This is a genomic window from Kitasatospora sp. CM 4170 (assembly GCF_032110285.1).
Taxonomy (GTDB): domain Bacteria; phylum Actinomycetota; class Actinomycetes; order Streptomycetales; family Streptomycetaceae; genus Kitasatospora; species Kitasatospora aburaviensis.
Genome location: NZ_CP134877.1, coordinates 3261358 through 3287348 on the forward strand (window position 1 = coordinate 3261358; position 25991 = coordinate 3287348).

Below are 25991 nucleotides of genomic sequence, written 5' to 3' on the forward strand. Positions count from 1 at the left end.
ACTTGCCCGGGTCGCCCGCGTCGGCGCGCCCGCTGAGGCATGATCTCGACATGGCCATCGTCGCGGGGATAGACAGCTCGACCGGTCGCACCCGGATCGTCGCGTGCGACACGGAGACCGGCGCGGTGCTGCGGTCCGGCAAGGCCCCGCACCCCGCGCCGGAGCGGTCGGAGACCCGGGCCGGCGAGGCCGACCCGCAGCTCTGGCTGCACTCGCTCGGCGACGCCGCGGCGGGCGGCCTGCTGGAGGGCGTCCGGGCGATCGGCGTCAGCGCGCAGCAGCACGGCATGATCGGCCTGGACGCCGGCGGCGTGCTGGTGCGGCCCGCGATCCTCTGGAACGACCCGCGCTCCAGCGGTGCCGCCGCCGCGCTGGTGGACGCCCTCGGCGGCCCGGCGGCCTGGACCGCCGCGATCGGCGCCGTCCCCGGCCCCACGTACACCATCGCCAAGCTGCGCTGGCTGGCCGAGTTCGAGCCGGCCAACGCCCGCCGGATCGCCGAGGTCCTGCTGCCGCACGACTGGCTGGTCTGGCAGCTGCTCGGCCACCCCAAACGGCGCACCACCGACCGCGGCGACGCCTCCGGCACCGGCTACTGGTCGCCGATCACCGGCGAGTACCGCCAGGACCTGATCGAGCTGGCGCTCGGCCACGGCCTGAAGCTCCCCGACGTGCTCGGCCCCGCCGAGCCCGCCGGGCAGACCCCCGAGGGCCTGCTGATCTCCGCCGGCACCGGCGACAACATGGCCGCCGCGCTCGGCCTCGGCCTCGGGCCCGGCGACGCGGCGGTCTCGCTCGGCAGCTCCGGGACGATCTTCGCGGTGCACGAGGAGGCCGTGGTGGACGCCACCGGCCTGGTCTCCTCGTTCGCCGACGCCACCGGCCGTCACCTGCCGATGGTCGCCACCCTGAACGCCGCCCAGGTGCTCCGCTCCACCGCCGCCCTGCTCGGGCAGGACCTGGACGGCCTGAGCGACCTCGCCCTGCAGTCCAGCCCCGGCGCGTACGGGCTGGTGCTGCTGCCCTACCTGGACGGCGAGCGGACGCCCGCGCTGCCGCACGCGGCCGGCACCCTGACCGGGATGCGGGCCGAGTCGATGGCCCCGCAGCACGTCGCCCGGGCTGCCGTCGAGGGCATGCTCTGCAACCTCGCGGACGCGCTGGACGTCCTGCGCACCCGGGGCGTGCCGGTGAACCGGGTCTTCCTGCTCGGGGCCGCCGGGCGGCTGCCGGCCGTCCGGCAGATCGCCCCGCTGCTCTTCGGCGTCCCCGTCGTGGTGCCGCCGCCCGGCGCCCACGCGGCGCGCGGCGCGGCCCGGCAGGCCGCGTGGGCGCTGGCCGGCACCCCGGAACCGCCGCGCTGGGAGCTTCCGGGGGCGGAGACCGTCACGCCGGACACCGAGCAGGACCTGCCGGTCGGTTCGGCGGTGCGCCAGCAGTTCCGGGCCGCCCGCGAGCAGGTCCACCCGGAGACGGCCGGCTGAGCCGGGCCGGGGGTCGTGGGACGGCCCCCGGGACGGCCGCGAGCGGTGTGTGGGACGGCTGCGGGCGGTGTGTGGGACGCGGCGTTCGGCGGGTCCGGTGCGTCCGAGCCGTCGCGGCGGCCGCGGGAACGCGGCTCCGGCCCACCCCGCCGAAGGAGCTCGGCGTGCCGGGCCCGGCGGCCTTCCGGCACTGACGGCCCGCCACCGCGGAGGCGGAGAGAAGCGGAAAGAGGTCGCGGCGGGGAGGGCGGCACGAAACGCCCTCCCCGCCGCGCGTCCCTGCGATCCGGGGCAGCCTCCCCCCGCGAGGCTGCCCCGGCCGGTGGGGGATTCGGGACGGCAGGGAGTCAGGTCCACGATGGTCGCCGGACGAAGGATCCGGGCGCCGAAGTGGGCCGACCCGAGAACTCTGCACGACTGACCAGTGAATGTTCGAGCGATGACCGGGGTTGTGAGACACTTCCGTCCGTCTCAGAGCGGTGACCTGGGGTTTGAGACGGCTGGTCGGTGAGGTTGGAGACGCGAAGCCGCCCCTGGGCCGGGCCGGTGCATCTCCCGACCCCAGTTCGCTCCCCGCGTCCCCCCGTCTCTCGTGTTGGGAAGACCGCATGGCATCCGCCTGGAAAGAACTGCCGGACGAACTGTCCGAGCCCGCTGCGCGCCTGACGGACCGGCTGCGCGCCGTCAAGGACGCGACCGGACTCTCGCTGTCCGAGCTGGCCACCCGGACCCACTACAGCCGGGCCTCCTGGGAGCGCTGGCTAAACGGCAAACGGGTCATCACCGAGCAGGCGCTGGAGGCGCTGATCGGGACCGTCGAGTGCGACGGGCCCGCGCTGCGGGCGCTCTGGGCGCAGGCCTCCGCCCCGGCTGCCGTCGTCGCGGCCGAGGACGGCGCCGAGGCGGACGCGGCGGGCGGGGCGGAGGCGCCGGAGGCCGGGAAGGCCACCCCGGTCGGGGAGGAGTCCGCCGGGTCGGCCGCGGACGCCGGGCCCCTCGCAGCGGCCGGGGCCGGGCGGCCCTCCGCCGAGGCGGACCCCGCCGAGGAGGCGTCGAGCGAGGAGACGTCAGGCGGCGAGGCGTCCGCCGGGGAGCAGGGTGCCGGGGAGCCGGTTGCCGGGGAACCCGCCGTCGAGGAGCCCGGGGCCGGGCCGCTGCCGTCCGCCCGGAAGGCCGCGCCGTGGTGGCGGCGTCCGGTCGCGCTCGTGGCCGGCGGCCTGGTGCTGGCGGTCCTCCTGGGCGCGGCCGGGTTCCGGTACAGCCGCGGCGGCGCGGAGGAGCCGCCCGCCCACGCACAGCCCGCCCCGACCGCGACGGCCGGTACGACCACGCCCGCCAAGCCCGCCTCCCCGGCCCCGCCCGGGCCGAGCTGCCAGGCGATGGGCTGCGCGCACAAGGACCCCAAGACCACCGGCTGCGGGGCCGACGCCCGCACGCTGCAGACCGGCAACATCGGCAAGGTGGTCATCTACCTCCGCTACAGCCAGAAGTGCCAGGCCGCCTGGGCCGCCATCACCGAGGGCCAGCCGGGCGACAGCGCGACCGTCACCAGCAGCGCCGGCGAGGTGGAGACCGCCCTGATCCACTGGGGCTACGACAACTACTCGATGATGGTGAACGCCGGCGACCCGGCCACCACCTTCCGGGTGTGCGGGCACCAGTCGGCCGGGGACGACTGCACGGGGAGCGTCTCGCACCTCGCCGAGCTGGTCGCCTCCACCCCGATCCCGATCGGCCCGGCCTCCCCGCCCGCGGCCTCCCCGTCCCCCGCCGGTACGAGCCCCGCCGGCGCGGGCCCCTCGACCCCGGCGGCCACGGCGGCGACCACGGCAACGGCGACCGCCACGGCGGGGCCCTCCGAGTCGGCCTCGTCCTAGGTCCTGTCCGGTCGATTGCGCCCGGCAAGATCGGCCGGACAGGGCCTAGCCGCCGGGGTCGGCCGGGCCGGTCTAGTCCAGGTAGCCGCGGAGCTGTTCGGCGAAGGCGTGGTCGCGGAGCTTCACGAGCGTCTTGGACTCGATCTGGCGGATCCGCTCCCTGGTCACCCCGAACAGCACGCCGATCTCCTCCAGGGTGCGCGGGCGCCCGTCGTCCAGGCCGTAGCGGAGCTGGACGACCTGGCGCTCGCGCTCGCCGAGGGTGGCCAGGACGGCCTCCAGGTGCTGACGCAGCAGCAGGAAGGAGGCCGACTCGGCGGGTGAGGCGGCGTCGGCGTCCTCGATCAGGTCGCCGAGCGCCACGTCGTCCTCCTCGCCGACCGGGGTGTGCAGCGAGATCGGCTCCTGGGCGAGCCGCAACAGCTCGCGCACCCGCTCCTCGGTCAGTTCCAGGACGGCGCCGATCTCGGCCGCGGTCGGTTCCAGGCCGCGTTCCTGGAGCAGAGCGCGCTGGACCCGGATCACCCGGTTGATCAGCTCGACCACGTGCACCGGCACCCGGATCGTCCGGGCCTGGTCGGCCAGCGCCCGGCTCATCGCCTGCCGGATCCACCAGGTCGCGTAGGTGGAGAACTTGTAGCCGCGCGCGTAGTCGAACTTCTCCACCGCCCGGATCAGCCCGAGGTTGCCCTCCTGGATCAGGTCGAGGAGGGTCAGCCCGCGGCCGACGTAGCGCTTGGCGACCGAGACCACCAGGCGCAGGTTGGCCTCGATCAGCCGCCGCTTGGCGATCCGGCCGATCACCACCAGGGTGTCCAGCTCGCCGGCCAGCGGGTCGGACGGCGCGGGTTCGCGGTGCAGCCGCTCCTCCGCGAACAGACCGGCCTCGATCCGGCGGGCCAGCTCCACCTCCTCGACGGCGGTCAGCAGCCGGATCCGGCCGATCTCACGCAGGTACTGGCGGAGCAGGTCGGCGGCCGGAGCGCTCGCGCCGGCGGCCGCGGGGCGGGGATCGTCCTCGTCATCGGGCCCGGCGTCGGCGGCATCGGCGTCGGCATCGGCCTCCGCGTCGGCGTCGGCGTCGGCCCCCGGGTCGGGCGCGGGTCTGGGCTCGCCGGACTCCTCGTCACCGTCGCGGGCCTCGGGGTGGCCCTCCGGGAGGCCCTGGTCGGGCACCCGGGCCCCGTCCGGGGGCGGAGCCCCGGCCCGGCCGTGGTCGTCGTGGGGGGCGAGCTGGTCGGTGGTCGGGCGGGCGGTCGTGGCAGAGCCTTGGTCCACGGGCATCCCCTCGGGGCGGGCGCGACTCTGGCGGACCCGCGCTGGACGGAGCTGGGACGCCCTCCAGTGTGCGGCACGCCACACTCCGTGGCCGAGACTCGTGCGCGGACTTTCTGAGCGCCTCCGGCACGTGCCGCACGCGCCCCGCCCCGCCCCGCCCGACCGGAGCGGCGGGCGCGGCGAGCACGACCACCGCCATGGCGCTGATCAGCGAAGCACTCCTCGATGCGGCCATGGCTGCGTTCCACCCGTTCTCGCTGCGGGTCCGGCGCGCGCCGGCGGGGGCCGGATGGACACCAGGCACAACGGCTCCGCGGCAGGACCCGGTTCACCGCGCCGAGGCGCCTCTCCCGCGACTCCCCGCGCTCCCCCGCAAGGACTCCGACCGCCGGGGCGACCGGGGGTGACCGACCGTCAGCAGCGTACGGGGATCGGTTCAGAGGGCGGCGGCGCCCTGGCTGCGCAGCTGCTGGCCGTACTGCTGGAGCTGCCACAGCTCGGTCTGCACCGCGTGCAGTTCCTCGGCGGCGGCCCGGGTGCCGAGGCGCTGGAGGTGCGCGCGGACCTCGGCCACCCGCCGGTCCACCGCCAGCAGGCGCAGCTTCACCAGGAACTCCCCCGCGTAGACCGCGTCCGCCTTGCGGCGCGAGCGCACCGGCTCGACGGTCAGCTCGGTGACCAGCGAGCGGACCTGGTCGTCCGGTGCGGCCTCGCGCACCGCGCTGGTGAAGTCGGCCAGGCCGGCCCCGTACGCGGCACCGCCGGCCTGGGCGACGGCGCGGCGCACGGCGGTGTACGGCGGGGTCGGGAACTCGTCCTCGCCGTAGTGGTCGAAGGCCGGCGAGACCAGGTCGGGGTGCTGGAGGGCGAGCTTGAGCAGCTCGCGCTCGACGAACTGGGCCGGGTCGCGCGGGTTGAGCACGAAGGCCGGACGGGCGGGCCGGACCGGCTGGGCCGGGTCGGGGCGGCGCTGCTGGCCGTTGGCGCGCGGGTTCTGCTGGCGCTCGCGCTCCCAGCGGGCCAGCTGGGAGATCCGGCGCACCACGAACTGCTCGTCCAGGATGCCGAGCATCCCGGCCAGCCGGACGGCGTACTCGTGCTGGATCGAGCGGTCCTTGATCCGGGCGACGATCGGCGCGGCCTCCTCCAGCGCCGCCGACCGGCCCTCCGGGTTCTCCACCCGGTGCCGGGCGACGGCCGAACGCAGCGCGAACTCGAACAGCGGCACCGGGTTGTCGATCAGCTCGCGGACGGCCTCGTCGCCCTTGGCCAGGCGCAGGTCGCACGGGTCCATGCCACCGGGGCTGACCGCGATGGACGTCCGGGCGGCGAACTTCTGGTCGTCCTGGAAGGCCCGCAGGGCGGCCTTCTGTCCGGCCGCGTCGCCGTCGAAGGTGAAGACCGTCTCGCCCCGGTAGCTGGCGTTGTCCATCATCAGCCGGCGGATGATCTTGATGTGGTCCTCGGCGAAGGCGGTACCGCAGGTGGCCACCGCCGAGGTGACGCCCGCCAGGTGGCAGGCCATCACGTCGGTGTAGCCCTCCACCACCACGGCCCGGCCGGACTTGGCGATCTCCTTCTTCGCCAGGTCGATGCCGTAGAGGACGTGGGACTTCTTGTAGATCGGCGTCTCGGGGGTGTTCAGGTACTTCGGGCCGTTGTCGTCCTCGCGCAGGCGGCGGGCGCCGAAGCCGACCACCTCGCCCGCGATGTCGCGGATCGGCCAGACCAGCCGGCCCCGGAAGCGGTCGATCAGGCCGCCGCGCTGGCCCTGCGAGGCCAGGCCGCCGAGCAGGATCTCCTTGTCGCTGAAGCCCTTGCCGCGCAGGTAGCGGACCAGGTGCTCCCAGCCGGCCGGGGCGTAGCCGACGCCGAAGGTCCGGGCGGACTCCTCGTCGAAGCCACGCTCGGCCAGGAAGCGGCGGCCGATCTCCGCCTCCGCCGAGGCGAGCTGCTCCTGGTAGAAGGCGGCGGCCACCTTGTGCGCCTCGACCAGCCGGGTCCGCTCACCCTGCTGGTGACGGGGGCTGTAGCCGCCCTCCTCGTAGCGGAGCGTGATGTTGGCCTGGGCGGCCATCCGCTCCACGGCCTCGGCGAAGGTGAAGTGCTCGATCTTCATCAGGAAGGCGATGGTGTCGCCGTTCTCCTGGCAGCCGAAGCAGTGGAAGACGCCCTTGGCGGGGTTCACGTAGAAGGAGGCGGACTTCTCGTCGTGGAAGGGACAGACGCCCTTGTACTCGCCACCGCCACCGTTGGTCAGCTGTACGTAGTCGCCGACCACCACGTCGATCGGCAGTGCGCTGCGCACCGCCTGTACGTCTTCGTCCCTGATCCGCCCGGCCACCCCGGAAGTCTACTGGGGCGGCCGGGCTTTCCCGGGGGTCGGCGGGTGCGGCGTGACCGGCGCCTCACCGGCGGGGCGGCGTGTCACCGGCGGGGCGGCGCGTCACCGGCGGGGCGGGGCCTCACCGACTGGGCGGGGCCACCCCGGCGGGCGGTGCCTCCGGGCCGCGGCCCCGGGGATCACGTCCAGGCGGCGCCGACCAGCTTGGCGTGCAGGGCCAGGGCGGAGGCGTCGGTCAGGGTGGCGATCTGGTCGATCACCGCGCGCAGGGCGGCACGGTCGTCCTCCGCCTCCCGGTAGAGGGCCGCGAAGACCGGGTCCAGCCCCTCCGGGGCGCGCCGGTTGAGCACGTAGGCGAGCTCGGCGATCACGATCCGCTGGCGGGCCCGCAGCTGGGCCTGCTCGTCGCGCTGCATCACGAACCGGACGGCGACCGCCTTGAGCACGGCGCACTCCAGCCGGACGTCGCGCGGCACCACGAGCTCGGCCGCGTACCGGGTGAGCCGGCCGGGACCGTAGCGGGCGCGGGTGGCCTGCTCGGCGGCCAGGCAGAAGCGGCCGATCAGCTGGCTGGTGAGGTCTTTCAGGCCGGCCCGGGCGCGGGCCGAGCCGTCGTACGAGCCGGGCCACCACTCCTGGGCGAGCAACCGGTCCAGCGCGGCGGCCAGCTCCTCCGGCTCGGCGTCCGGGGCGTAGCGCTCGGCCACCTTGAACAGCTCGGCCCGCTCGCCCGGGGCGCGCAGCGCGGCCGGGTCGATGTGGCCGGCCTGGAGGCCGTCCTCGACGTCGTGGGTGGAGTAGGCGACGTCGTCGGCCCAGTCCATGACGGTGGCCTCGAAGCACTTGCGCCCGGCCGGGGAGCCGGCCCGCAGCCAGCGGAAGACCGGGAGGTCGTCGGCGTAGACGCCGTACTTGTGCGAGGCCGGGTCGACCGGGTGGGAGCCGTGCGTCCAGGGGTACTTGGTGGCGGCGTCGAGCGCGGCGCGGGTCAGGTTGAGGCCGACACTGCGGCCGGGCCAGGGCGCGAGCCGGGCCGGCTGGTCGTCCTGCGGGGCGAACCGCTTGGGCTCCAGGCGGGTCAGGATGCGCAGCGACTGCGCGTTGCCCTCGAAGCCGCCGCAGGCCTCGGCGGCCTGGTCGAGGGCCTCCTCGCCGGTGTGGCCGAACGGCGGGTGGCCGATGTCGTGGGCGAGGCAGGCGGTCTCCACGAGGTCCGGGTCGCAGCCCAGCGCGGCGCCCAACTCGCGGCCGACCTGGGCGCATTCGAGCGAGTGGGTGAGCCGGGTGCGGGGGAAGTCGCTGCGCATCGGGGCCACCACCTGGGTGGTTCCGGCCAGCCGGCGCAGGGCGGCGGAGTGGAGCACGCGGGCACGGTCGCGCTGGAACGCCGTCCGGCCGGGGCGCTTGTCCGGCTCGGGCACCCAGCGGGCCTCGGCGGCGTGGTCGTACGGGCTCGGGGCGGCGATGAGGCTCTGCGCGGTGTCGTCCATATGACCTTCACGGTACGCCGCACGTCCGACACCGGAAGTGTGCCGCGCGCGAAGGGGCGCGGGCCGGGACGTGAATCCTCGCCCCGCGCGCGCCCGGCGCGGCGCTCCTCCCGGCGGCCTCCCGGCTCAGCCGCGCACCGCCTTGAGCACCGCCGCGGCCACGCCCTCCTGCCCCTTGGCGTTGGGGTGGATCGCCGCCAGACCGGGCGCCGGGAAGGGCGGCTCGACCCAGCGGGCGGCCTCGCCGGCGCACATGTCGTGGCCGGCCGAGGGCGCGGCCGCGTCGACGAAGACCGCGCCGGCGGCCTCGGCCCGGTGCTTGAGCATGGCGTTCAGCTGCTGCTCCTTCTCCACCAGGAAGCCCAGGTCGCCGGGGGCGACGGCGCTGCCGAGCACCGGGAGGCAGCTCGCCGGGTCGGCGGGCAGCAGCGTCGGGTAGCCGACCACGTAGACCCTGGCCTGCGGGGAGCGCTGCCTGATGTCCGTCAGGATCCGGCCCAGCCGCTCGCCGGCCGCGTCCACCTTGCGCTGGACCTGGTCGGCGGCGCCGCCGGCCGAGGCGTAGTGCTCGCGGCAGGGCGCCTCCGTCCGGTCCGCGCCGACCAGGCCCTTCACCGCGTCGACCAGGTTCTCCCGGGCGCAGGCGCCGACGACCTCCATGAACCCGGCGTCGTTGCCGCCGATCCCCACCGTGACGAGCCTGGTCGCCGGGGTGAGCGCTTCGAGCTGCGGCGGGTTGGCGCCGCCGGCGGTCTCCTGGGCGCCGATGAGGTCCCCGGTACGGGCGCCGCTGCAGCTGACGTCCTTGAACTGCCCGGTCGCCAGGCCCAGCGCCTTGGCCACCAGCGAGGGGTAGTTGACCGCGGAGCGGGCGCAGCCGCTGGGCTCGCCCACCTGCGGGGCGATCTTCAGGCCCGAGGTGTAGGAGTCGCCGAGGGCGACGTAGGGGCCGGCGGGGGTGGGAGTCGGGGTCGGCGTGAGCGTCGGTGTCACCCGCAGCGGGCGCGGGCCGTCCGACGCCGGGGCGGCGGAGCCACCGGAGCCGCCCCCGGTGCAGCCGGCCAGCAGCAGCGCGGCCAGAGCGGCGGACAGCACGGCGGTGGTCGTCGGGCGTGCGGGCACAGGCATGGATCCCCCCGGGGGTCGGAACGGTGACGTCTCTCCCTGCGGCGGCCCGTCCCCCGGGCACCTCTGCCTCAACGAACGACCGCGCCGGATGACTCCCGCCCCGGGTGGGGACTTTCCGCCCCGTTCCCGCTCCCCGGGTTCCTGCCCGTGCCCGCGGCGGCCGCCCGGGACAACTGCCCGGGCGGCCGCTCGGGGCGGCTACTCGGGGTCGGCTACTCGGGGCGGCTTACTCGGGGCCGCGCTCGTGCTCGGCGAGGAACTGCTCGAAGCGCCGGCCCAGCTCGTCGGCCGAGGGCAGGTCCACCGGCTCGGCCAGCAGGCTCTCCCGGCCCTCCGCGCCCGCCACCGCGTCGTACTGGCCCTCCATGCCGCGGATCGCCGAGCGCAGCTCCCCGTCTCCCTGGGCCAGTTGCTCCTCGATGTCGGCGTAGACCTCGCCGACCCGGGTGCGCAGCCCGGTGCCCGGCAGGACGAGGCCGGTGGCCGACTGCACCGCCTCCAGGATCAGCACCGCCGCGGCCGGGTACTCCGACCGGGCCACGTAGTGCGGCACGTGCACGGCGAAGCCCAGAACGTCGTGCCCGGCCTCGGCGAGCCGGTACTCCAGCAGCGCCTGGGCGCTGCCGGGGACCTGCGCCTGCTCGAACCACTGCGGGTAGCCGGCCGCGAGGTCGAGCCGGTTGCCGTGCGGGGTCAGGCCGACCGGGCGGGTGTGCGGCACGCCCATCGGGATGCCGTGGAAGTCCAGCGTCAGCCGCACCCCGAACTGCTCGACCAGCTCGCGCACGGCGACGATGAAGCGCTCCCACTCGACGTCCGGCTCGGGCCCGGTGAGCAGCAGGAACGGCGAGCCGGCCGCGTCGTGGACCAGCTGGAGCAGGATCTCCGGCGGGGCGTAGGACGTCCAGCTCTCGCGGTCGAAGACCATCGCGGGGCGCCGGGCCCGGTAGTCCACCAGGCGGTCGTGGTCGAAGCGGGCCACCACCTGGGGCGAGCCCTCGGCGAGCAGGTGGGCCACCACCTGGCCACCGGCCTCGCCGGCGTCCATGAAGCCCTCGAAGTGGTGGAGCAGCACCAACCCGGCGCCGGTGTCGGCCAACGCGGCGTTCGCCGCGGCCACGGCGGCCACGCCCTGCTGATCCAGCTCGTACAGCGCCTGGGGATCACGCACCGCGAACCCAACCCCGTTCCCTGATCGTCGACTCGTACCGGCTTCTCCTCGTCTCCAGCGTGCCGGGGCCCGCCGGAATTCCCGCCGCCGTGCGGCGGCGCCGCGGCACGGCCCCCGGTCGAGGGCCGGAAGCCGTCGGCGGGCCGTCTGAGCGCCTTCGACGCGCCTTCGACACGCCGTCGGGGCGCCTTCGGGGCGCCTTCCGGGGCGTGTCCCGACCATGATCGCACCCGGCCGGAAACCCGCTGGTCACGGGCGTCCGAACGGCCTCCGGCGGCCGCGTCCGGAAGCCCGGCGCGCCCATTCGTGTGCTGCGAAGTGACGCACCGCCTTCTGGCGGGTATCGTCCTCTCGCTGCCTCGCATCGTCGCGTCGTCGTCACGTCGTACCGTAACGCCGTCGATCACGTCCCGGACCGGTGCTCGGCCAGCCACCCACGACGCATCTTGCCTTCACCTGGCCGCCTGCTTCCCTTCGCGCTCTCGTTTCCTCCTCGGCCATTTCGCGGACGCACACTGTCCCCTCGCTCATCCCGCCGGACCGGTCCGTGGACCCGCGTCCGTTCCGGCACCGCGCTGCCCGCTCCGGGCCGCCGCCCCCGCCCCGCCCGACCGGACCTCCGGCGTGCACGGGTACCGGCGGGCGGACCCCGGACCGGGGCGAACGTCCACCGCGACCCGAGCCGCACCCCGGCGCGGGACGCGCCCTCCGACCGATGAAGGACCGAAGGTTCCGTGCCCGTACCTGTCATCCTCACCGGCCGCACCGTGCGGCTGGAGCCCCTTGCCGCGCACCACGCCGAGGCCATCGCCGAGGCCGGCGCCGAGGACCGTACGACCTACGCCTTCACCCCCGTCCCGCACGGCCTGGAAGCGGCCCGCGACTACATCGCGCGCGCCCTCGCCGACCAGGCCGCGGGCCGGTCGCTGCCGTTCGCGACGGTGAACGTCGCGGACGGCCGGGTGGTCGGCTCCACCCGGTTCCTGGAACTGGACTACTGGCAGGGCCCGGTCGTCTGGCCGCCGGTGCCCGGGGTGCCGTTCGGCGACCCGGCCACGGCCGTGCCGGACGCCGCCGAGATCGGCAACTCCTGGCTCTCCCCGCGCGCCCAGGGCACCGGCATCAACACCGAGGCGAAGCTGCTGATGCTGCGGTACGCCTTCGAGGAGTGGGGCGTGCAGCGGATCTCGATGCGCGCGGACGCCCGGAACATGCGGTCCCGGGCGGCGATCGAGCGGCTCGGCGCGACCTCAGAGGGCGTCCGCCGGGCGCACTCGCGCGGTCTGGACGGGGTGGTGCGCTCGACCGCGTTCTACTCGATCCTCGACGCCGAGTGGCCCGCCGTGCGGGACATCATCGAGCTGCGGATCGCCGCCGCCACCTCGCCGAGCGCCCCGGACCGGGCGATCAACCAGGAGTGCCTTAGACACGGCGGCGGCGCCGGGCAGCTGATCACGGCCTGACGGCCGCGGCGGGCCGGTGGACCGGTGGGCCCCGGGTGACTGCTCCCGGGTGACCGCTGCGGCGGTCCCGTCCCGAGCGGGTTCCGTTCGGCCGGTGGGCCCGAGCTCGGGCCCGGGGCCCACCGGCCGGGGTCAGGGCCGCTCGCCGGTGGCGGCGGCCCGCAGCACCTGCACGAGGAGGGCGGGATCGCGCTCGCCGCCGTTGGACAGCGACCACCGGCCGTCGACGGCCTCGGCCACCGCGGAGACCGGGCGCCAGCCGTCCCGCCCACGGACGACGGTCAGCTCCCAGACCGGGTCGCGCTCCGAGCGGCAGACCCGGACCGTGCCCTCGCGGGTGTGCACGGACCACCGTCGGTCCGGCCCGATCTCCTGCGGCCCGCTCCGGATCCGCTGCCACTCCTCCTCGCTCCACCGCAGGTCGGGGACCGGTTGGGGGCGCGGCACCAGCATCTCGGCCCGGCCGCGGCCGCCGGGGACGCTCTCCGGCTCCGGGAACGCCCAGGCCGGGAGCGGCTCGCGGGCGGCCAGCCAGGCGGCCGGGATACCGGCGCTGCCGGTGCACGCGGCGACCACGCCGCCGGTGACGGCCGCGACGGTGTCCATGTCCCCGCCCGCGCCGATCGCCTCCCAGATCGCGGCCGGGTAGTCGGTGAGCCGGCGGGCCGCGCACCAGAGCGCGTACGGCACGGTGTCGGCGGCGCTGGTCCGGCTGCCGTTGCCGAGCACCCGCGCGGCGACCGCGGGATCCGGCTCGCCCAGCAGGGCGATCGCCTCGGTCAGGCCGTCCCGCACGGCGCCGGCCGGCGTGTGGGCCCGGACCCGGTCCAGGAACGTGGTCGGGGTCATCCGGGTCTGCCGGCCCACCTGCACCGCGAAGGCGGCGGCCACCGCGACGGCGATCGCGCCGTCCACGGCCTGCGGGTGGGTGTGGGTGATCAGCGCCGTCTCGGCGGCCGGCCGGATCGCCTTGGTGGGATCGGCGTAGTACAGCGCGCCCAGCGGGGCCACCCGCATCGCGGCGCCGTTGCCGTACGAGCCCTGGCCGTCGAAGAGCTCGGCGGCGAGCGCCCTGGCGTCGCCGCCCTCACGGACCAGCCGGAGCAGGCGGTTGGCGGCCGGGCCGTAGCCGCGGTCGAAGTCGTGGCGGCGGGCGAAGGAGTGCGTGAGGTCGAAGGTGTCGACCGCACCGCGTTCGACCTGCACCGAGTACACCGAGCAGGCCATCTCGGTGTCGTCGGTCCACGGCCACGGGCCGGGCGGAACGGTACGGGCGGCGAAGTGGGCCGCGGCGGTGGCGGGAACGAAGAACTGGGCGCCGAGGGCGTCACCGACGGAGAGGCCGTTGAGCGCGTCGAGCGCGGGGCCGGAGTGAGGAGTCGTCATCGCGCCCAGGCTCGGCGGGCCTGCTGCTCCGCGTCAACCTCGATACCGGCCCGCTCCTCCGGCGGGCGATGTTTCGCATACTTCCGACCCGGACGGGAAGAACCCGGGCATGACCCGAGCCGATCCGATCGCCCCGCTGCTGCTGCTCGGCGCCGACCAGCAGCACATCGTCACCCGGGCGCAGCTGCGCCGCCTCGGCGTGCCGTCCGGCACGATCGCGCACCGGCTGCGGCCGGGCGGCCCCTGGCAGCAGGTCCTGCCACGGGTGATCTGCCTGCAGACCGGGCGGTTGACGCCGCATCAGCGGCTGCGCTCGGCGCTCGCGTACGCGGGGCCGAAGGGGCGCGCGCCGCAGGCCGGCGAGGTGCTGCTGACCGGCGCCGCCGTCCTGGCCGACGCCGGACTGCCGAGCGCCGGGCACCCGGCCGACCTCACGGAGGTCGACGTGCTGGCCCCCCGGCCGCGCCGGGTCGCCGACCGGGAGTACGTCCGCATCCACCGCGCGGCCGGGCCGATGCCGGGCGGCTTCGAGCGGGACGACGGGCTCTGGAGCACCACGGTCGCCCGCGCGCTGGCGGACCTGGCACCGCGGGAGACCGGCCGGCGGCGCTACCGGGCGCTCTGCGCGGAGGCCGTGCAACGGCGCCACTGCGGCCTCGGCGAACTGCTGGACCAACTGCTCGCCCGGCCGGGCACCACTGAACTCCCGCACGTGGCACGGATGGTGGAAGACCTCACGGCCGGGGTCCGCTCGGTGGCGGAGGGTGAGGCCAGGGAACTGCTGCGCGGGTCGGGCCTGCCCGACCCGCTCTGGAACCCGGCGCTCTTCCTCGACGGCGGCTTCCTCGCCGTACCGGACGCCTACTGGCCGCAGGCCTGCGTCGCCCTGGAGATCGACTCCCGGGCCTGGCACCTACGACCGGCCGACCACGAGCGGAGCCTGGCCCGCGCCAACCGGCTGACCGCCGCCGGACTCCCGGTCGTCCGGGCCACCCCCGTCCAGCTGCGCCGCGATCCCGCCCCCGTCCTGCGGGAGTTGGCCGCCCTGATCGACTCCGGACCGCACGGGCCGCACGCCCGCGTCAGCTGGCGCCGGGCCCGGTGAGCCCGGGCGGGACGGGGCAGCCCCGGCGGGAGGGTCGGGCGGCTGGGCGGGTGGGCCGACCCGGGCGGGTCGACCCGGGCCGACCACTGCGGGTGGACCCGCGCAGGAGGGTGTGCTACTCCCGGCCGTGTTCCGCGCCGGCCGCCTCGGCGGCGGCCACCAGGCGCTGGAGCTCGGCGACGTGTCCGGCCAGCGCGGCACGGCCGGCCTTGGTGGCGGCGAGCCAGGTGCGCGGGCGCTTGCCGACGTAACCCTTCTTCACCTTGACGTGGCCGGCCTCCTCCAGGGCCGTCGCGGCCTTGCTGAGCACCGAGTCGGAGACCTCGCAGTGGTCCCGGACGGCCGAGAACTCGGCCTCCTGGCAGGCACTCAGGAAGGCGAGCACGGCGAGCCTGGTCGGGTGCTGCAGCAGCGGGTCGAGCCCGGCGGGCATCAGCGGGCCTCGAACTCGCGCCGGATCCGGGCGTTCAGCCACCGGGCCGTCACCCAGAACGCCACGCCCGCTGCGGCACCGATCGCCACCCCGAGCCCGCGGGCGTCGGCGCCGGCGGCGTAGGCCAGGCCGGCCGCCACCAGCGCAGCCCCGGCCACCTGCCCGAACGCGCGCCACATCAGGTGCCGGTGGCCACTGGCCGGCCGCTGCACGATGCCCCCGGAGCGGGCGGCGGCCGCGGTCAGGGCTCCGGTCAGGGCGGCGAAGACGACGGCCAGCAGACCGCTCAGCCAGCCCGCGTGGGAGTAGGAGGCATACCCGACGCCGGCCCCGTAGAGCGTGAAGGCCGTGGCGAACACCGGGCCGAACCAGCCCGGCAGCGAGCGCGGGGCCTGGGCGGCGGCACGGGCCTGCTCGGCGACGCGCAGCGCATCCGCCGCGGGCAGATCGGCCGGAGCGGTGTCGTTCATGGAATCCCCCTGGAGTCCGGCACCCCGTCGGGGTGCCTCGGTGCTTCCACTATGGCATCCACTTTCCGGATTGGAAAGTAGTTCCTGTGGGAGAGTTCTGCCGGTTCGAGAGTTCTGCCGGGCGGGGAGGCCGGGTCAGCAACGGACGTCGATCTCCTGGAAGCTGTCGTAGTGGTCGGCCGTCCAGTACTGCTCGCCCGAACCGCCGGTGACGACCCGTCGGGCACCGCGGTCGGCGGAGCCCGGCGTGACGACGGTGTACTCGTGGTAGTAGCCGGAGGCCTTGCGCGGGAGCCGGTTCTCCCGGTTCTCGAAGACGATCCCGTCCGAGCGGTACGGGTACGGCCCGCCCCTGGCGATCAGGCCGAGGGTGTCGAGGGCCTGCGCGGGCAGCCTGGTGCGGCAGACGTCGGCGAGCGCGGGGTCGGTGGGCACCCAGGTGCCGGCCGGGGCGGGAGTGGCGGCGGTCGTGCGGGGCGCGGAGGGCCTGGGGGCGCTCGGCCGCGGCGCGGTGGCCGTGGCGGCGGAGGCGGCGGTCGCGGTCGCGGTGGCGGTGGCGGTCGCGCTGTGGTCCGCGCCGGTGCACCCGGCGGCCGCCACCAGGGCGCAGAGCAGGACGGCCAGACGGGCGGGCAGGCGGTTTCTGCTGGTCATGGGCCCAGCTTGGCAGTCGGGCGGGCGGCGGGAGCGGCGGCGGGCTCGACCGCGGCCCGGAAAGCACGCGGCCGGGGCGGGAACGGACGCCGTTGTCCGTTCCCGCCCCGGCTGCGTTACGTACGCCGGTTCTCCTGCGCCGAGCTCCGGTGTACGCCCTCCCGACGGGAGGGATTGCGGTCAGCGAATGGAACCGCGCTGGAGGGATGCCTTCCTCAGCGCGAGTCGCTGCCCGCAGACTCGATGGCGGCGCGGCCGGCCTCCAGGCGCGCCACCGGGATCCGGAAGGGGGAGCAGGAGACGTAGTCCAGCCCCACCTCGTGGAAGAAGTGGACCGAGTCCGGGTCGCCGCCGTGCTCGCCGCAGACGCCGAGCTTGAGGTCGGGGCGGGTGGCCCGGCCGGCCTCGACGGCGTGCTTCACCAGCGAGCCGACGCCGTCGCGGTCGATGGTCTCGAACGGCGAGACCCCGAAGATGCCCTTCTCCAGGTAGGCCGTGAAGAACGAGGCCTCCACGTCGTCCCGGGAGAAGCCCCAGACGGTCTGGGTGAGGTCGTTGGTGCCGAAGGAGAAGAACTCGGCGGCCTCGGCGATCTGGCCCGCGGTCACCGCGGCGCGCGGCAGCTCGATCATGGTGCCGAGCTTGATGTCCAGCTGGACGCCGGTGGACTGGGCGACCTCGGCGAGCACGCGCTCGCACTCGTCGCGGACCAGCTCCAGCTCCTGGACGGTGCCGACCAGCGGGATCATCACCTCGGGGCGCGGGTCCCCGCCGGCCAGCTTCCGCTCGGCGGCGGCCTCGGCGATGGCGCGGACCTGCATGCCGAACAGGCCGGGGATGACCAGGCCGAGGCGGACGCCGCGCAGACCCAGCATCGGGTTCTGCTCGTGCAGCTTGTGCACGGCCTGGAGCAGGCGCAGGTCGTTCTCGTTCGGGTCCTTGCGGGCCTCGGCGAGGGCGACGCGCACCGACAGCTCGGTGATGTCCGGCAGGAACTCGTGCAGCGGCGGGTCGAGCAGGCGGACCGTCACCGGGAGGCCGTCCATCGCCTGGAAGAGCTCCAGGAAGTCGCCCTTCTGCAGCGGCAGCAGGGTGGAGAGGGCCAGCTCCCGGTCCTTGTCGTTGTCCGCCAGGATCAGGTGCTCGACCTCCTTGCGGCGCTCCTCACCGAGGAACATGTGCTCGGTGCGGCACAGGCCGATGCCCTGGGCGCCGTAGCGGCGGGCGCGCCCGCCGTCCTCGGCGTTGTCGGCGTTGGCGCGGACGGCGAGCCGGCGGCGGCCGTCGGCGTGCGACATCAGGCGGTGCACGGCCTGGACCAGGCCGCCCTGGACGTCGGCGCCGGCGTGCAGGGTGCCCTCGAAGTACTCGACCACCGGGGACGGCAGCACGGGTACCTCGCCGAGGTAGACCTTGCCGGTGGCGCCGTCGATCGAGACGACGTCGCCCTCCTCCAGCACCATGCCGTCGGCGGTGGTCATCCGGCGGCGCTTGGTGTCGACCTCCAGCTCCTCGGCACCGCAGACACAGGTCTTGCCCATGCCGCGGGCGACCACGGCGGCGTGCGAGGTCTTGCCGCCGCGCGAGGTCAGGATGCCCTCGGCGGCGATCATGCCGTCCAGGTCGTCCGGGTTGGTCTCGCGGCGGACCAGGATGACCTTCTCGCCGGAGCGGGACCACTTGACGGCGGTGTACGAGTCGAAAACGATCTTGCCGATGGCCGCACCGGGGGAGGCGGCGAGACCCCAGGCGATCTGCTTCGACTCGGTGTTCGGGGCGAAGCGCGGGAACATCAGCTGCGAGAGCTGGCCGCCGGTGACCCGCATCAGGGCCTCGTCCAGGTCGATCAGACCCTGGTCGACCAGCTGGACGGCGATCCGGAAGGCCGCGGCCGCGGTGCGCTTGCCGACGCGGGTCTGCAGCATCCAGAGCTTGCCGCGCTCGATGGTGAACTCGATGTCGCAGAGGTCGCGGTAGTGGTTCTCGAGCTTCTGCATGATCGCCATCAGCTCGTCGTACGACTTCTTGTCGAGGTTCTCGAGCTCGGACAGCGGCAGGGTGTTGCGGATGCCGGCGACGACGTCCTCGCCCTGGGCGTTGGACAGGTAGTCGCCGTAGACGCCCTGGGCGCCCGTGGAGGGGTCACGGGTGAAGGCGACGCCGGTGCCGGAGTCCTCGCCGAGGTTGCCGAAGACCATGGTGCAGACGTTGACCGCGGTGCCCAGGTCGTTCGGGATGCGCTCCTGGCGGCGGTACAGCCGGGCGCGGTCGCCGTTCCAGGAGTGGAAGACGGCGTGGACGGCGAGGTCCATCTGCTCGCGCGGGTCCTGCGGGAAGGCCCGGCCGGTCTCGCGCTCGACGATGCCCTTGAACACCTCGACCAGTTCCTGGAGGTCGGAAGCGTCCAGGTCCAGGTCGTTGGTGGTGCCCTTGGCGTGCTTGGCCTCGTCGAGGGCCTCCTCGAACAGCTCGCCGTCGACGCCCAGCACGGTCTTGCCGAACATCTGGACCAGGCGGCGGTAGGAGTCCCAGGCGAAGCGCGCGTTGCCGGACTGCGCGACCAGACCGACGACGGAGGCGTCGGAGAGACCGATGTTCAGGACGGTGTCCATCATGCCGGGCATGGAGAACTTGGCACCCGAGCGCACCGAGACGAGGAGCGGGTTGTCGGCCTGGCCGAGCTTCTTGCCCATCTCCTGCTCAAGCGCTTCGAGGTGCGCGCTGATCTCCTCGTGGAGCGAGGCCGGCTCGCTGCCGGTCTCCAGGAAGACCTTGCAGGCCTCGGTGGTGATGGTGAACCCCGGGGGGACGGGGAGGCCCAGGTTGGTCATCTCGGCCAGGTTCGCGCCCTTGCCGCCAAGAAGATCCTTGAGGTCCTTGTTTCCTTCGGTGAAGGAGTAAACAAACTTCTGCTGGGACGGCACGGGTCGGTCTCCTCGTACGCGGTTGCCCTGACGCCGGAGAACATACCCATTTCGAAGGCACTTTTGCGTCCCCGATAGGCCGTACGTGGCCAGTACGGCGCGGTAACCCAGCAGATCGAATGCACATAAAGGCGTTCACCTCTGTTGGTGAAATCGTCCGGATGACGCTAGCAACCGTTCAACTCTTGAAGCCAAGGAAACCGGAAGATCACACGAGCGGGACGCAGGGTAGTGACCGACGGTCCAGTGCGCCGCCCCGGCTTGATTTCCTGCACCCGGACCGGCCGATCCCGCGCCGCCCCCTTCGGGAAGCGATTCCCGGCCGAACTGGCCAAATCGTCCTCTGAGTAACCGTCAGCAGCCACCGTATGTGGCCAGCGTCACGAGTGCATCTCGCCGATCGGGCGTAGTCGAGCTGCGTCGATCGTCGCACTCCGTCCAGAATCGTGCTCGTTGCGTGACATTAGCGCACCAAAAGGGAGCCCCCTTGGCCGAATTGGACAAGAGGGCTGGGCCGGGACGTCCATGGCCCCCATGAGGGCCATTTCGCCACTACGGACAGATCATCCGCCGGAGGTGTCCGATTCGGCGTCTGCACTGGGCAGTGCGCAGTCGTACGGATCGTCCAACCAGCCCTCGGGCAGAACCACCCGGTTGTTGCCGCTCGTCCGGCCGCGCGGGCCGTCCGCACCGGCCGGCCAGAGCTGGGACTGCTCCACCATGGACAGGGTTTCGGCCAATTCGGCCAAGGAGGAGGAGTTGGCCAGCTTCACCCGGAGTTCGGAGCCGACCGAGAAGCCCTTCGTGTACCAGGCCACGTGCTTGCGGAAATCGATCACACCGCGGGCCTCGTCGCCCAGCCACTCACCGAGCAGCTGCGCATGGCGCACCATCGCCCGCGACACGTCGGCGAAGCTCGGGCGGGCGTAGTCGACCTCGCCCTCGAAGATCGCGACCAGGTCCTTGAACAGCCAGGGCCGGCCCAGGCAGCCACGGCCGACCACCACACCGTCGCAGCCGGTCTCCCGCATCATCCGCACCGCGTCGTCCGCCGACCAGATGTCCCCGTTGCCGAGCACCGGGATGTGCGCCGGGACGGACTCGCGCAGCCGGGCGATCGCCGACCAGTCCGCGGTGCCGCCGTAGTGCTGGGCGGCGGTGCGCCCGTGCAGGGCGATCGCGGCCACGCCCTCCTCGGCGCCGATCCGGCCGGCGTCCAGGTAGGTGAGGTGGTCGTCGTCGATGCCCTTGCGCATCTTCATGGTGACCGGGAGGTCCCCGGCGTTGGCCACGGCCTCCCGGAGGATCTCGCGGAGCAGGTTCCGCTTGTACGGCAGGGCCGAGCCGCCGCCCTTCCGGGTCACCTTGGGGACGGGGCAGCCGAAGTTCAGGTCGATGTGGTCGGCGAGGTTCTCGTCCGCGATCATCCGGGCCGCCTTTCCGACGGTGACCGGGTCCACCCCGTAGAGCTGGATCGAGCGGGGCTTCTCGCTCGCGTCGAACTTGATCAGCTGCATGGTCTTGGCGTTGCGCTCGACCAGCGCCCGGGTGGTGATCATCTCCGAGACGTACAGGCCCTTGCCGCCGCTCTGCTCGCGGCAGAGGGTGCGGAACGGCGCGTTGGTGATGCCGGCCATCGGCGCCAGCACGACGGGCGGCCAGACCTGCATCGGGCCGATCGTCAGCGGCGCGAACTCGTCGGTGGTCGCGGTGGGTGCGGGCGTGGCTGTCATGCGCGGCTGACCTCGGGGACGGGGATGCGGGACTCTTCATTGTCCCCCACGCGGCGGACCGGCCCCGGGGGCGTCGGAATCGGTCGCCCCGGGGCCGGTCGGCGGGCGGCCGGCGCGGTGGGGCGGTGGGGCGGTGGGGCGGGCGGACGGGCGCCCCGGTCAGTCGCCCCGGCCGGCCGGGCGGCGCGGTCGTCCCCGGCCGGGCGCCCCGGTCAGCCGTTCGAGGAGACGGCGTTCACCGAGCCGGACGTCACCGCGACCCGGATCCGGTCGGGGCTGGAGGGGTCCGCCAGCAGCGGGTCGACGTGCCGGCTCCCCGAGCCCGCCTCGCCCGTGATGGCGTACCGCGATCCCTTCGGCACGACCAGCTCCACCGAGCCCGAGGTCGCACCCACGTCCACCAGGTGCGGCGGCCTGGCGAAGTCCAGGGACACCGAGCCCGAGGTCGCACCCACCTCCACGTGGGAGGAGGAGAGGCCCGTGCCCCGCACCGAGCCGGAGGTGGTCCTCGCGACCACCGATCCGGAGATCCCGTTCATCCGGATCTCCCCCGAATTGGAGGAGAGCCGCACCTCCCCGCTCAGGCCGGAGACCTGCAGGCTGCCGGAGGAGCCCTGGCCCTCCACCGCGACCGAGGGCGGCACCTCCAGCTCGATCAGCGCACCACAGCTGACGTCCACCCCGGGGAGCAGCTGGTTGCACCGCATCGCGACGGTCAGTGTGCTGCCCAGGATCTCCGCCGCGACGACCGGCTTGCGCACCGTCCAGTCCAGCCGGCGCCGGACCACCACCTGCCCCTCGGCGCCCGGCCTGACCACCACCGCCGCGGGGCCGGTGTCCAGCACCACCCTGGTCACCGCGACCGGGTACGTCCGCTCCGACACCGTCTGCTGCTGCACCGCCACGGCCCAGGTCTGCACCGCCCCGACGACCAGCACCGCCGCCAGGGACAGCGCCCCGACCGTCCGCCAGACCCGTCCCTCCTGCACGGCTAGCCGACCTCCAGGAAGCGCAGCACCGCCAGCACCCGGCGGTGGCTGTCGTCGGCCGGGGGCAGGTCGAGCTTGGTGAAGATCGAGTTGATGTGCTTGGCCACCGCGCTGTCGCTGACCACCAGGGCGGCGGCGATCGCCGCGTTGGACCGCCCCTCCGCCATCAGGCCGAGCACGTCCCGCTCGCGCGGGGTCAGCTTCTCCAGCGGATCCCGGTGGCGGCGGACCAGCAGCTGGGCGACGACCTCCGGGTCCAGAGCGGTGCCGCCCTCGGCGACCCGCTGCAGCGCGTCCACGAAGTCGTCCACATTGGCCACCCGCTGCTTGAGCAGGTAGCCGACCCCGCTGGTGTTGGTGGCCAGCAGGTCGGCGGCGTAGCGCTCCTCGACGTACTGGGAGAGCAGCAGCACCGCGACCTCCGGCCACTGCCGGCGGATCAGCAGCGCGGCCCGGACGCCCTCGTCGGTGAAGCCCGGCGGCATCCGGACATCGGCCACCACCACCTGCGGGCGGTGCTCCTCGACCGCGGCGAGCAGCGCCTCGGCGTCCCCGACCGCGGCGGCCACCTCGAAGCCCACCGCCTCCAGGACCTTGACCAGGCCGACCCTGAGCAGGACCGAGTCCTCGGCGATCACAGCGCGCACGGCAACTCCACGGTGATGGTGGTCGGGCCCCCGAGGGGGCTGAGAACGGACAGCGTGCCGTCGACCGAGGCGGCGCGCTTGCGCAGACCGGTGAGCCCGGTGCCGCGCGCGGCGTCCGCGCCGCCCACGCCGTCGTCGCTGACGACCAGGCGCAGCCGGCCGCCCGCCGTCCGCACCGAGAGGTCCACCCGGGAGGCCCGGGCGTGCTTGGCGACGTTGGTCAGCGCCTCGGAGACGGTGAAGTAGGCGACCGCCTCGACAGTCGGGGCTATGCGCTCGGCCAGCCGGACGTCGAGCCGGACCGGCAGCGGCGCGCGGGCCGCGATGCCGGAGAGCGCCGCGTCCAGGCCGCGGTCCTCCAGGACCGCCGGGTGCAGGCCGCGAACCAGGTCGCGCAGCTCGTCGATGGCGGCCTGGGCCTCCTCGTGCGCCTCGACTATCACCTGCATGACCTCCGGCGGCACGTCCTTGAGGGTGCGCCGGGCCAGGCCGAGGTTCATCGCCAGCGAGGTGAGCCGCTGCTGGGCGCCGTCGTGCAGGTCGCGCTCGATCCGGCGGCGCTCGGCGTCGACCGCGTCGACCAGGCCCGCCCGGCTCTCCACGACCTCCTCGATCCGGTGCTCCAGCGTCTCCGCCAGCCCCGGACCGAGCAGCCGGACGGCCGCCCGCTCCTCCAGCCGGGCCAGCAGGGCCGCCGCCCACGGCAGCACCGCCAGCAGCACGGCGCCGCCGACCGAGAGCGGGACGTCCAGCTGGTACCACTGGTGCCGCACCGGGCTGGAGACCGGCATCAGCCAGGCCCACGCCCAGACGGTGGTGCCCGCCAGCGCGGCGCCCCAGGCGTAGACGACCGCGAGCGCGCCGAGCGCCAGCAGCGGCCCGGCCAGCAGGTGGTAGCCGACCTGGCGCCAGCTCACGCCGGTGCGGATCCGGGGCAGCAGGCCGCTCGGCGCGTCGTCCGCCCGCAGCAGCGGGGGCACCTCGATCCCGCGCAGGACACGGAGGCGGCTGCGTTGGAGGGCCGTGAGCGGGCGCAGGCAGAGCAGGGCCAGGCCGAGGATCACCAGCGACAGCCGCGGTGACATGACGGCGAACCAGATCGGCAGGGCCGGCGGGATTCCGGCCGCCAGGAAGCGCGTGTCGCGCCAGGGCGCCGCCGACCACGGCGGCCGGGCGGCGCCCCTGGCGAGCGCGCGGCGCAGCGTCGTGGTGGGCACGGCCGACAGCGTAGAGGGCGGTGATCGACGGCTGCCATGAAGGGGGCTGCCGAGTAGGGGTGTACCTGGCTACACCCCCGATTCGGTGCGGCGCACTACCGACACAGGCCTTGCCGGACGCGAGTCTTGACGGCATGACGAGCACTGCACCGCATTCCGCCACCCCACCGTCCGGGCGGCCCGTCGTGGGCGCCGACGGTGCCGAGGGTCCGCTGCCGGTCGGGCCCGCGGGCCCGACCGGGCCGCGCGGGCCGTGGTCCGTGCGCAGCGTCCGGGCGACGCACGGGCGCCCGGCCCTGGAGGTCTACGAGTACGGCGAGTTGGCGGACGTCCTGGTCGCCGCCCGGCTCGACCTGCCGCTGCTGCGGGGCGCCCGGCGGTGCGCGCTCCCCGGGGCGTGCGGGTCCTCCGTGCTGGCCTGGGGCCGGCTGCCGGACGGCGGCAGCGTGCCCACCGTCGGTTTCACCGTCGGGTGGCTGCGCCGGCCGGGGCGCCCGGGCCGGGCCGTCGCGGTGCCCGAAGTCGTCACGGTGGCCGGTGAGTTCTGGCTCGCCTGGGCCGAGGGGCGGTTCGACGGGGTGCTGGTCCGGCACGCGGGCGGCTGTGAGCGGCAGGCTCTGGCGCGGGTCCGCCCCGGGCGGCGGCTCCCGCTACGGGCCGGGGGCGCGCTGTGAGCACGGCCGTCCTGGGGGCACGCCCGGCCTCCCGCTCCCTCGCACCGGCCCGCCCGACCGGCTCCCCCACCCGCCCCGCCGGCTCGCTGCCGGCCTGGGCCCGGCGGCTCCCCGCCGTGGCCGCCACCGCGCTGCTGCCCTGGCTGGTGGTGCTGGCCGTCTGCCACGAGACCGCCTGGGTCGCCCTGGACCTCGGCGAACTGACCGCCCTGCTGCGGCTGGACGCGCTGCTGCGGCGCCGGAGCCCGGCCGCGTTCCCGGTGGCCTGCGCGGTGGCGGTGCTGCTCACCGGCGACGCCCTGGCCGATGTCGGCACCGCCGGCCACGGCCTGCCGCTGGCCGCCGCCGTGGTGATGGCCGGCTGCGTCGAACTGCCGCTGGCCGCCGTCTGCCTGGCACTCGGCCGGCGCTCGGCGGCCCACGCCTGAGCCACCACCCGCAAGCAGCGAGCCCACTCCGGCCTACCCGTTCCGACCGACCCACTCCGGCCTACCCACTCCCGCCTGCCGGATCCCTCCCGCCCGCGGCCCGACCCGACGCGGCCCGATCAACCCGGCTCACCCAACCCGGCTCACCGGACCCGGCTCGCCCACGGCGGCCCGCTGAAGCCCGCCGGCTACAGCCCGTCCACCATCAGGTCCATCCGCGCCCGGGTGTCCTCGTCCCGGGGCGTGTACGCCACCAGGCGGGCGCCGGGCCGCGGCCCCAGCCAGAAGCTGGTGTAGTCGCAGTGCAGCAGCCCGACGCCCGGCACCATGAACCGCTTCAGCCCGTTGCCCGGGGTCATCACGTCGTGCCGCTGCCAGGCCGCCTCGAAGTCCGGCGAGGCCTTGCGCAGCCGGGCCAGCAGCGCCTTCCAGGCCGGCTCGGCGCTGTGGTCGGCCATCGCCGACCGGAACCGGGCCACCATGGTCTCCCGCTCGTTCTCGTGGTCCACCAGCACGTCCCGGAAGCGGGAGGGCGTGAACGCCAGCCACATCAGGTTCCGGTCCTCGAACGGCAACTCGTCGATGTTCCCGATGATGTGGGTGTAGGGCCGGTTGTACGCCAGCACGTCCCAGCGGGCGTTGACCACGGCGGCGGGCATCGGCGACATCTGCTCCAGGACCAGCCGGATCGCCGGCGTCACCGTCAGGCACTCCCGCACCGGCGACGGGTCCTCCGCCCCGGCCAGCACGAAGAGGTGGCCCCGCTCGGCCGGGTCCAGCATCAGCGCGCGGGCCACCGAGTCCAGGACCTGGGCGGAGACCTGGATGTCCCGGCCCTGTTCGAGCCACGTGTACCAGGTGACGCCGACCGCGGCGAGCAGCGCCACCTCCTCCCGGCGCAGCCCCGGCGTCCGGCGGCGGCCGGTCATCGGCAGCCCCACCTGCTCCGGTGCGATCCGCTCCCGGCGGCTGCGCAGGAAGGCGGCCAGCTCGTGCCGCCGGGCCTCGGCGGGCGCGACGGGGGCGGCGCTCTCGGGGGTGTGCGCGGGGGCTGTCGTCAGGCTCATGGCCCCAGCATGCGCCAGCACGGAGCCTA

Annotated in this window: 21 protein-coding genes; 6 read left to right on the forward strand and 15 right to left on the reverse strand. The window is 74.7% G+C overall.

Going from position 1 to position 25991, the window contains the following annotated elements; translation table 11 throughout:
- The first annotated feature begins 50 nt into the window (after window positions 1–50).
- Both RMN57_RS13570 and RMN57_RS13575 read left to right on the forward strand, forming a co-directional pair.
- The gene (locus RMN57_RS13570; protein WP_313763668.1) at window positions 51–1484 is read left to right on the forward strand and encodes an FGGY family carbohydrate kinase; all 1434 of its coding nucleotides are present in this window, start codon (window positions 51–53) and stop codon (window positions 1482–1484) included.
- Window positions 1485–2092: 608 nt separating this feature from the next.
- The gene (locus RMN57_RS13575) at window positions 2093–3361 is read left to right on the forward strand and encodes a DUF2690 domain-containing protein (RefSeq protein ID WP_313763669.1); all 1269 of its coding nucleotides are present in this window, start codon (window positions 2093–2095) and stop codon (window positions 3359–3361) included.
- 72 nt (window positions 3362–3433) lie between these two features.
- Here the strand turns inward: RMN57_RS13575 and RMN57_RS13580 are convergent, their stop codons facing one another.
- The 5 genes from RMN57_RS13580 to RMN57_RS13600 all read right to left on the reverse strand — a co-directional run bounded on the left by RMN57_RS13580 (window position 3434) and on the right by RMN57_RS13600 (window position 10772).
- Window positions 3434–4645 (reverse strand): RNA polymerase sigma factor, encoded by a 1212-nt coding sequence (locus RMN57_RS13580; RefSeq protein WP_380233867.1) that lies wholly within the window; start codon window positions 4643–4645, stop codon window positions 3434–3436.
- 430 nt (window positions 4646–5075) lie between these two features.
- Window positions 5076–6983, reverse strand: a complete 1908-nt coding sequence (dnaG, locus tag RMN57_RS13585) for a DNA primase (protein ID WP_313763670.1) — start codon at window positions 6981–6983, stop codon at window positions 5076–5078.
- A gap of 179 nt (window positions 6984–7162) precedes the next feature.
- Window positions 7163–8473 (reverse strand): deoxyguanosinetriphosphate triphosphohydrolase, encoded by a 1311-nt coding sequence (locus RMN57_RS13590; protein WP_313763671.1) that lies wholly within the window; start codon window positions 8471–8473, stop codon window positions 7163–7165.
- A gap of 126 nt (window positions 8474–8599) precedes the next feature.
- A complete protein-coding gene (locus RMN57_RS13595) occupies window positions 8600–9601 on the reverse strand; it encodes an SGNH/GDSL hydrolase family protein (protein ID WP_313763672.1) in 1002 nt (333 codons plus the stop codon).
- A gap of 226 nt (window positions 9602–9827) precedes the next feature.
- Entirely contained in the window at window positions 9828–10772 is a 945-nt protein-coding gene (locus RMN57_RS13600; protein WP_313763673.1) for a PAC2 family protein, read from the reverse strand.
- 734 nt (window positions 10773–11506) lie between these two features.
- On the opposite strand from RMN57_RS13600, the gene RMN57_RS13605 reads away from it, so the two are divergent.
- A complete protein-coding gene (locus tag RMN57_RS13605; protein WP_313763674.1) occupies window positions 11507–12235 on the forward strand; it encodes a GNAT family protein in 729 nt (242 codons plus the stop codon).
- A 132-nt stretch (window positions 12236–12367) separates the two neighbouring features.
- On the opposite strand, the gene RMN57_RS13610 is transcribed toward RMN57_RS13605, so the two are convergent.
- Window positions 12368–13621, reverse strand: a complete 1254-nt coding sequence (locus tag RMN57_RS13610) for an ADP-ribosylglycohydrolase family protein (RefSeq protein WP_313763675.1) — start codon at window positions 13619–13621, stop codon at window positions 12368–12370.
- Between the two features lie 109 nt (window positions 13622–13730).
- Between RMN57_RS13610 and RMN57_RS13615 the strand changes: the two genes are divergently transcribed.
- A complete protein-coding gene (locus tag RMN57_RS13615; protein ID WP_313763676.1) occupies window positions 13731–14726 on the forward strand; it encodes a hypothetical protein in 996 nt (331 codons plus the stop codon).
- A gap of 115 nt (window positions 14727–14841) precedes the next feature.
- On the opposite strand, the gene RMN57_RS13620 is transcribed toward RMN57_RS13615, so the two are convergent.
- The 8 genes from RMN57_RS13620 to RMN57_RS13655 all read right to left on the reverse strand — a co-directional run bounded on the left by RMN57_RS13620 (window position 14842) and on the right by RMN57_RS13655 (window position 23793).
- Complete coding sequence (locus tag RMN57_RS13620) at window positions 14842–15159, reverse strand: transcriptional regulator (protein WP_313763677.1); 318 nt, start codon at window positions 15157–15159, stop codon at window positions 14842–14844.
- Complete coding sequence (locus tag RMN57_RS13625) at window positions 15159–15629, reverse strand: hypothetical protein (RefSeq protein ID WP_313763678.1); 471 nt, start codon at window positions 15627–15629, stop codon at window positions 15159–15161. The genes RMN57_RS13620 and RMN57_RS13625 overlap by 1 nt, the downstream gene beginning before the upstream one ends.
- Window positions 15630–15764: 135 nt before the next feature.
- Entirely contained in the window at window positions 15765–16283 is a 519-nt protein-coding gene (locus RMN57_RS13630) for a ribonuclease domain-containing protein (protein ID WP_313763679.1), read from the reverse strand.
- 215 nt (window positions 16284–16498) lie between these two features.
- Entirely contained in the window at window positions 16499–19207 is a 2709-nt protein-coding gene (ppdK, locus tag RMN57_RS13635; protein WP_313763680.1) for a pyruvate, phosphate dikinase, read from the reverse strand.
- Between the two features lie 563 nt (window positions 19208–19770).
- A complete protein-coding gene (gene dusB, locus RMN57_RS13640) occupies window positions 19771–20940 on the reverse strand; it encodes a tRNA dihydrouridine synthase DusB (protein WP_313763681.1) in 1170 nt (389 codons plus the stop codon).
- A gap of 212 nt (window positions 20941–21152) precedes the next feature.
- Window positions 21153–21929, reverse strand: a complete 777-nt coding sequence (locus RMN57_RS13645; protein ID WP_313763682.1) for a DUF4097 family beta strand repeat-containing protein — start codon at window positions 21927–21929, stop codon at window positions 21153–21155.
- A 2-nt stretch (window positions 21930–21931) separates the two neighbouring features.
- The gene (locus tag RMN57_RS13650; RefSeq protein WP_313763683.1) at window positions 21932–22576 is read right to left on the reverse strand and encodes a response regulator transcription factor; all 645 of its coding nucleotides are present in this window, start codon (window positions 22574–22576) and stop codon (window positions 21932–21934) included.
- Window positions 22564–23793, reverse strand: coding sequence for a sensor histidine kinase (locus RMN57_RS13655; protein WP_313763684.1), 1230 nt, complete (start codon window positions 23791–23793; stop codon window positions 22564–22566). Before RMN57_RS13655 ends, RMN57_RS13650 begins: the two co-directional genes overlap by 13 nt.
- A gap of 134 nt (window positions 23794–23927) precedes the next feature.
- On the opposite strand from RMN57_RS13655, the gene RMN57_RS13660 reads away from it, so the two are divergent.
- Window positions 23928–24467, forward strand: coding sequence for a hypothetical protein (locus tag RMN57_RS13660; protein WP_313763685.1), 540 nt, complete (start codon window positions 23928–23930; stop codon window positions 24465–24467).
- Window positions 24464–24895 carry a hypothetical protein gene (locus RMN57_RS13665; protein ID WP_313763686.1) on the forward strand — a complete coding sequence of 144 codons (432 nt, stop codon included), beginning with the start codon at window positions 24464–24466 and terminating at the stop codon, window positions 24893–24895. Before RMN57_RS13660 ends, RMN57_RS13665 begins: the two co-directional genes overlap by 4 nt.
- A 188-nt stretch (window positions 24896–25083) precedes the next feature.
- Here the strand turns inward: RMN57_RS13665 and RMN57_RS13670 are convergent, their stop codons facing one another.
- Window positions 25084–25962, reverse strand: a complete 879-nt coding sequence (locus RMN57_RS13670; RefSeq protein ID WP_313763687.1) for a helix-turn-helix transcriptional regulator — start codon at window positions 25960–25962, stop codon at window positions 25084–25086.
- Window positions 25963–25991: the final 29 nt, after the last annotated feature.

Coding starts and splice junctions, on each gene's coding strand:
- RMN57_RS13610 (WP_313763675.1), bottom strand. CDS start 13,621: ATGACGACTCCTCACTCCGGCCCCGCGCTCGACGCGCTCAACGGCCTC.
- RMN57_RS13575 (WP_313763669.1), top strand. CDS start 2,093: ATGGCATCCGCCTGGAAAGAACTGCCGGACGAACTGTCCGAGCCCGCT.
- RMN57_RS13620 (WP_313763677.1), bottom strand. CDS start 15,159: ATGCCCGCCGGGCTCGACCCGCTGCTGCAGCACCCGACCAGGCTCGCC.
- RMN57_RS13615 (WP_313763676.1), top strand. CDS start 13,731: ATGACCCGAGCCGATCCGATCGCCCCGCTGCTGCTGCTCGGCGCCGAC.
- RMN57_RS13590 (WP_313763671.1), bottom strand. CDS start 8,473: ATGGACGACACCGCGCAGAGCCTCATCGCCGCCCCGAGCCCGTACGAC.
- dusB (WP_313763681.1), bottom strand. CDS start 20,940: ATGACAGCCACGCCCGCACCCACCGCGACCACCGACGAGTTCGCGCCG.
- RMN57_RS13630 (WP_313763679.1), bottom strand. CDS start 16,283: ATGACCAGCAGAAACCGCCTGCCCGCCCGTCTGGCCGTCCTGCTCTGC.
- RMN57_RS13580 (WP_380233867.1), bottom strand. CDS start 4,645: ATGCCCGTGGACCAAGGCTCTGCCACGACCGCCCGCCCGACCACCGAC.
- RMN57_RS13625 (WP_313763678.1), bottom strand. CDS start 15,629: ATGAACGACACCGCTCCGGCCGATCTGCCCGCGGCGGATGCGCTGCGC.
- RMN57_RS13660 (WP_313763685.1), top strand. CDS start 23,928: ATGACGAGCACTGCACCGCATTCCGCCACCCCACCGTCCGGGCGGCCC.
- RMN57_RS13595 (WP_313763672.1), bottom strand. CDS start 9,601: ATGCCTGTGCCCGCACGCCCGACGACCACCGCCGTGCTGTCCGCCGCT.
- RMN57_RS13570 (WP_313763668.1), top strand. CDS start 51: ATGGCCATCGTCGCGGGGATAGACAGCTCGACCGGTCGCACCCGGATC.
- RMN57_RS13670 (WP_313763687.1), bottom strand. CDS start 25,962: ATGAGCCTGACGACAGCCCCCGCGCACACCCCCGAGAGCGCCGCCCCC.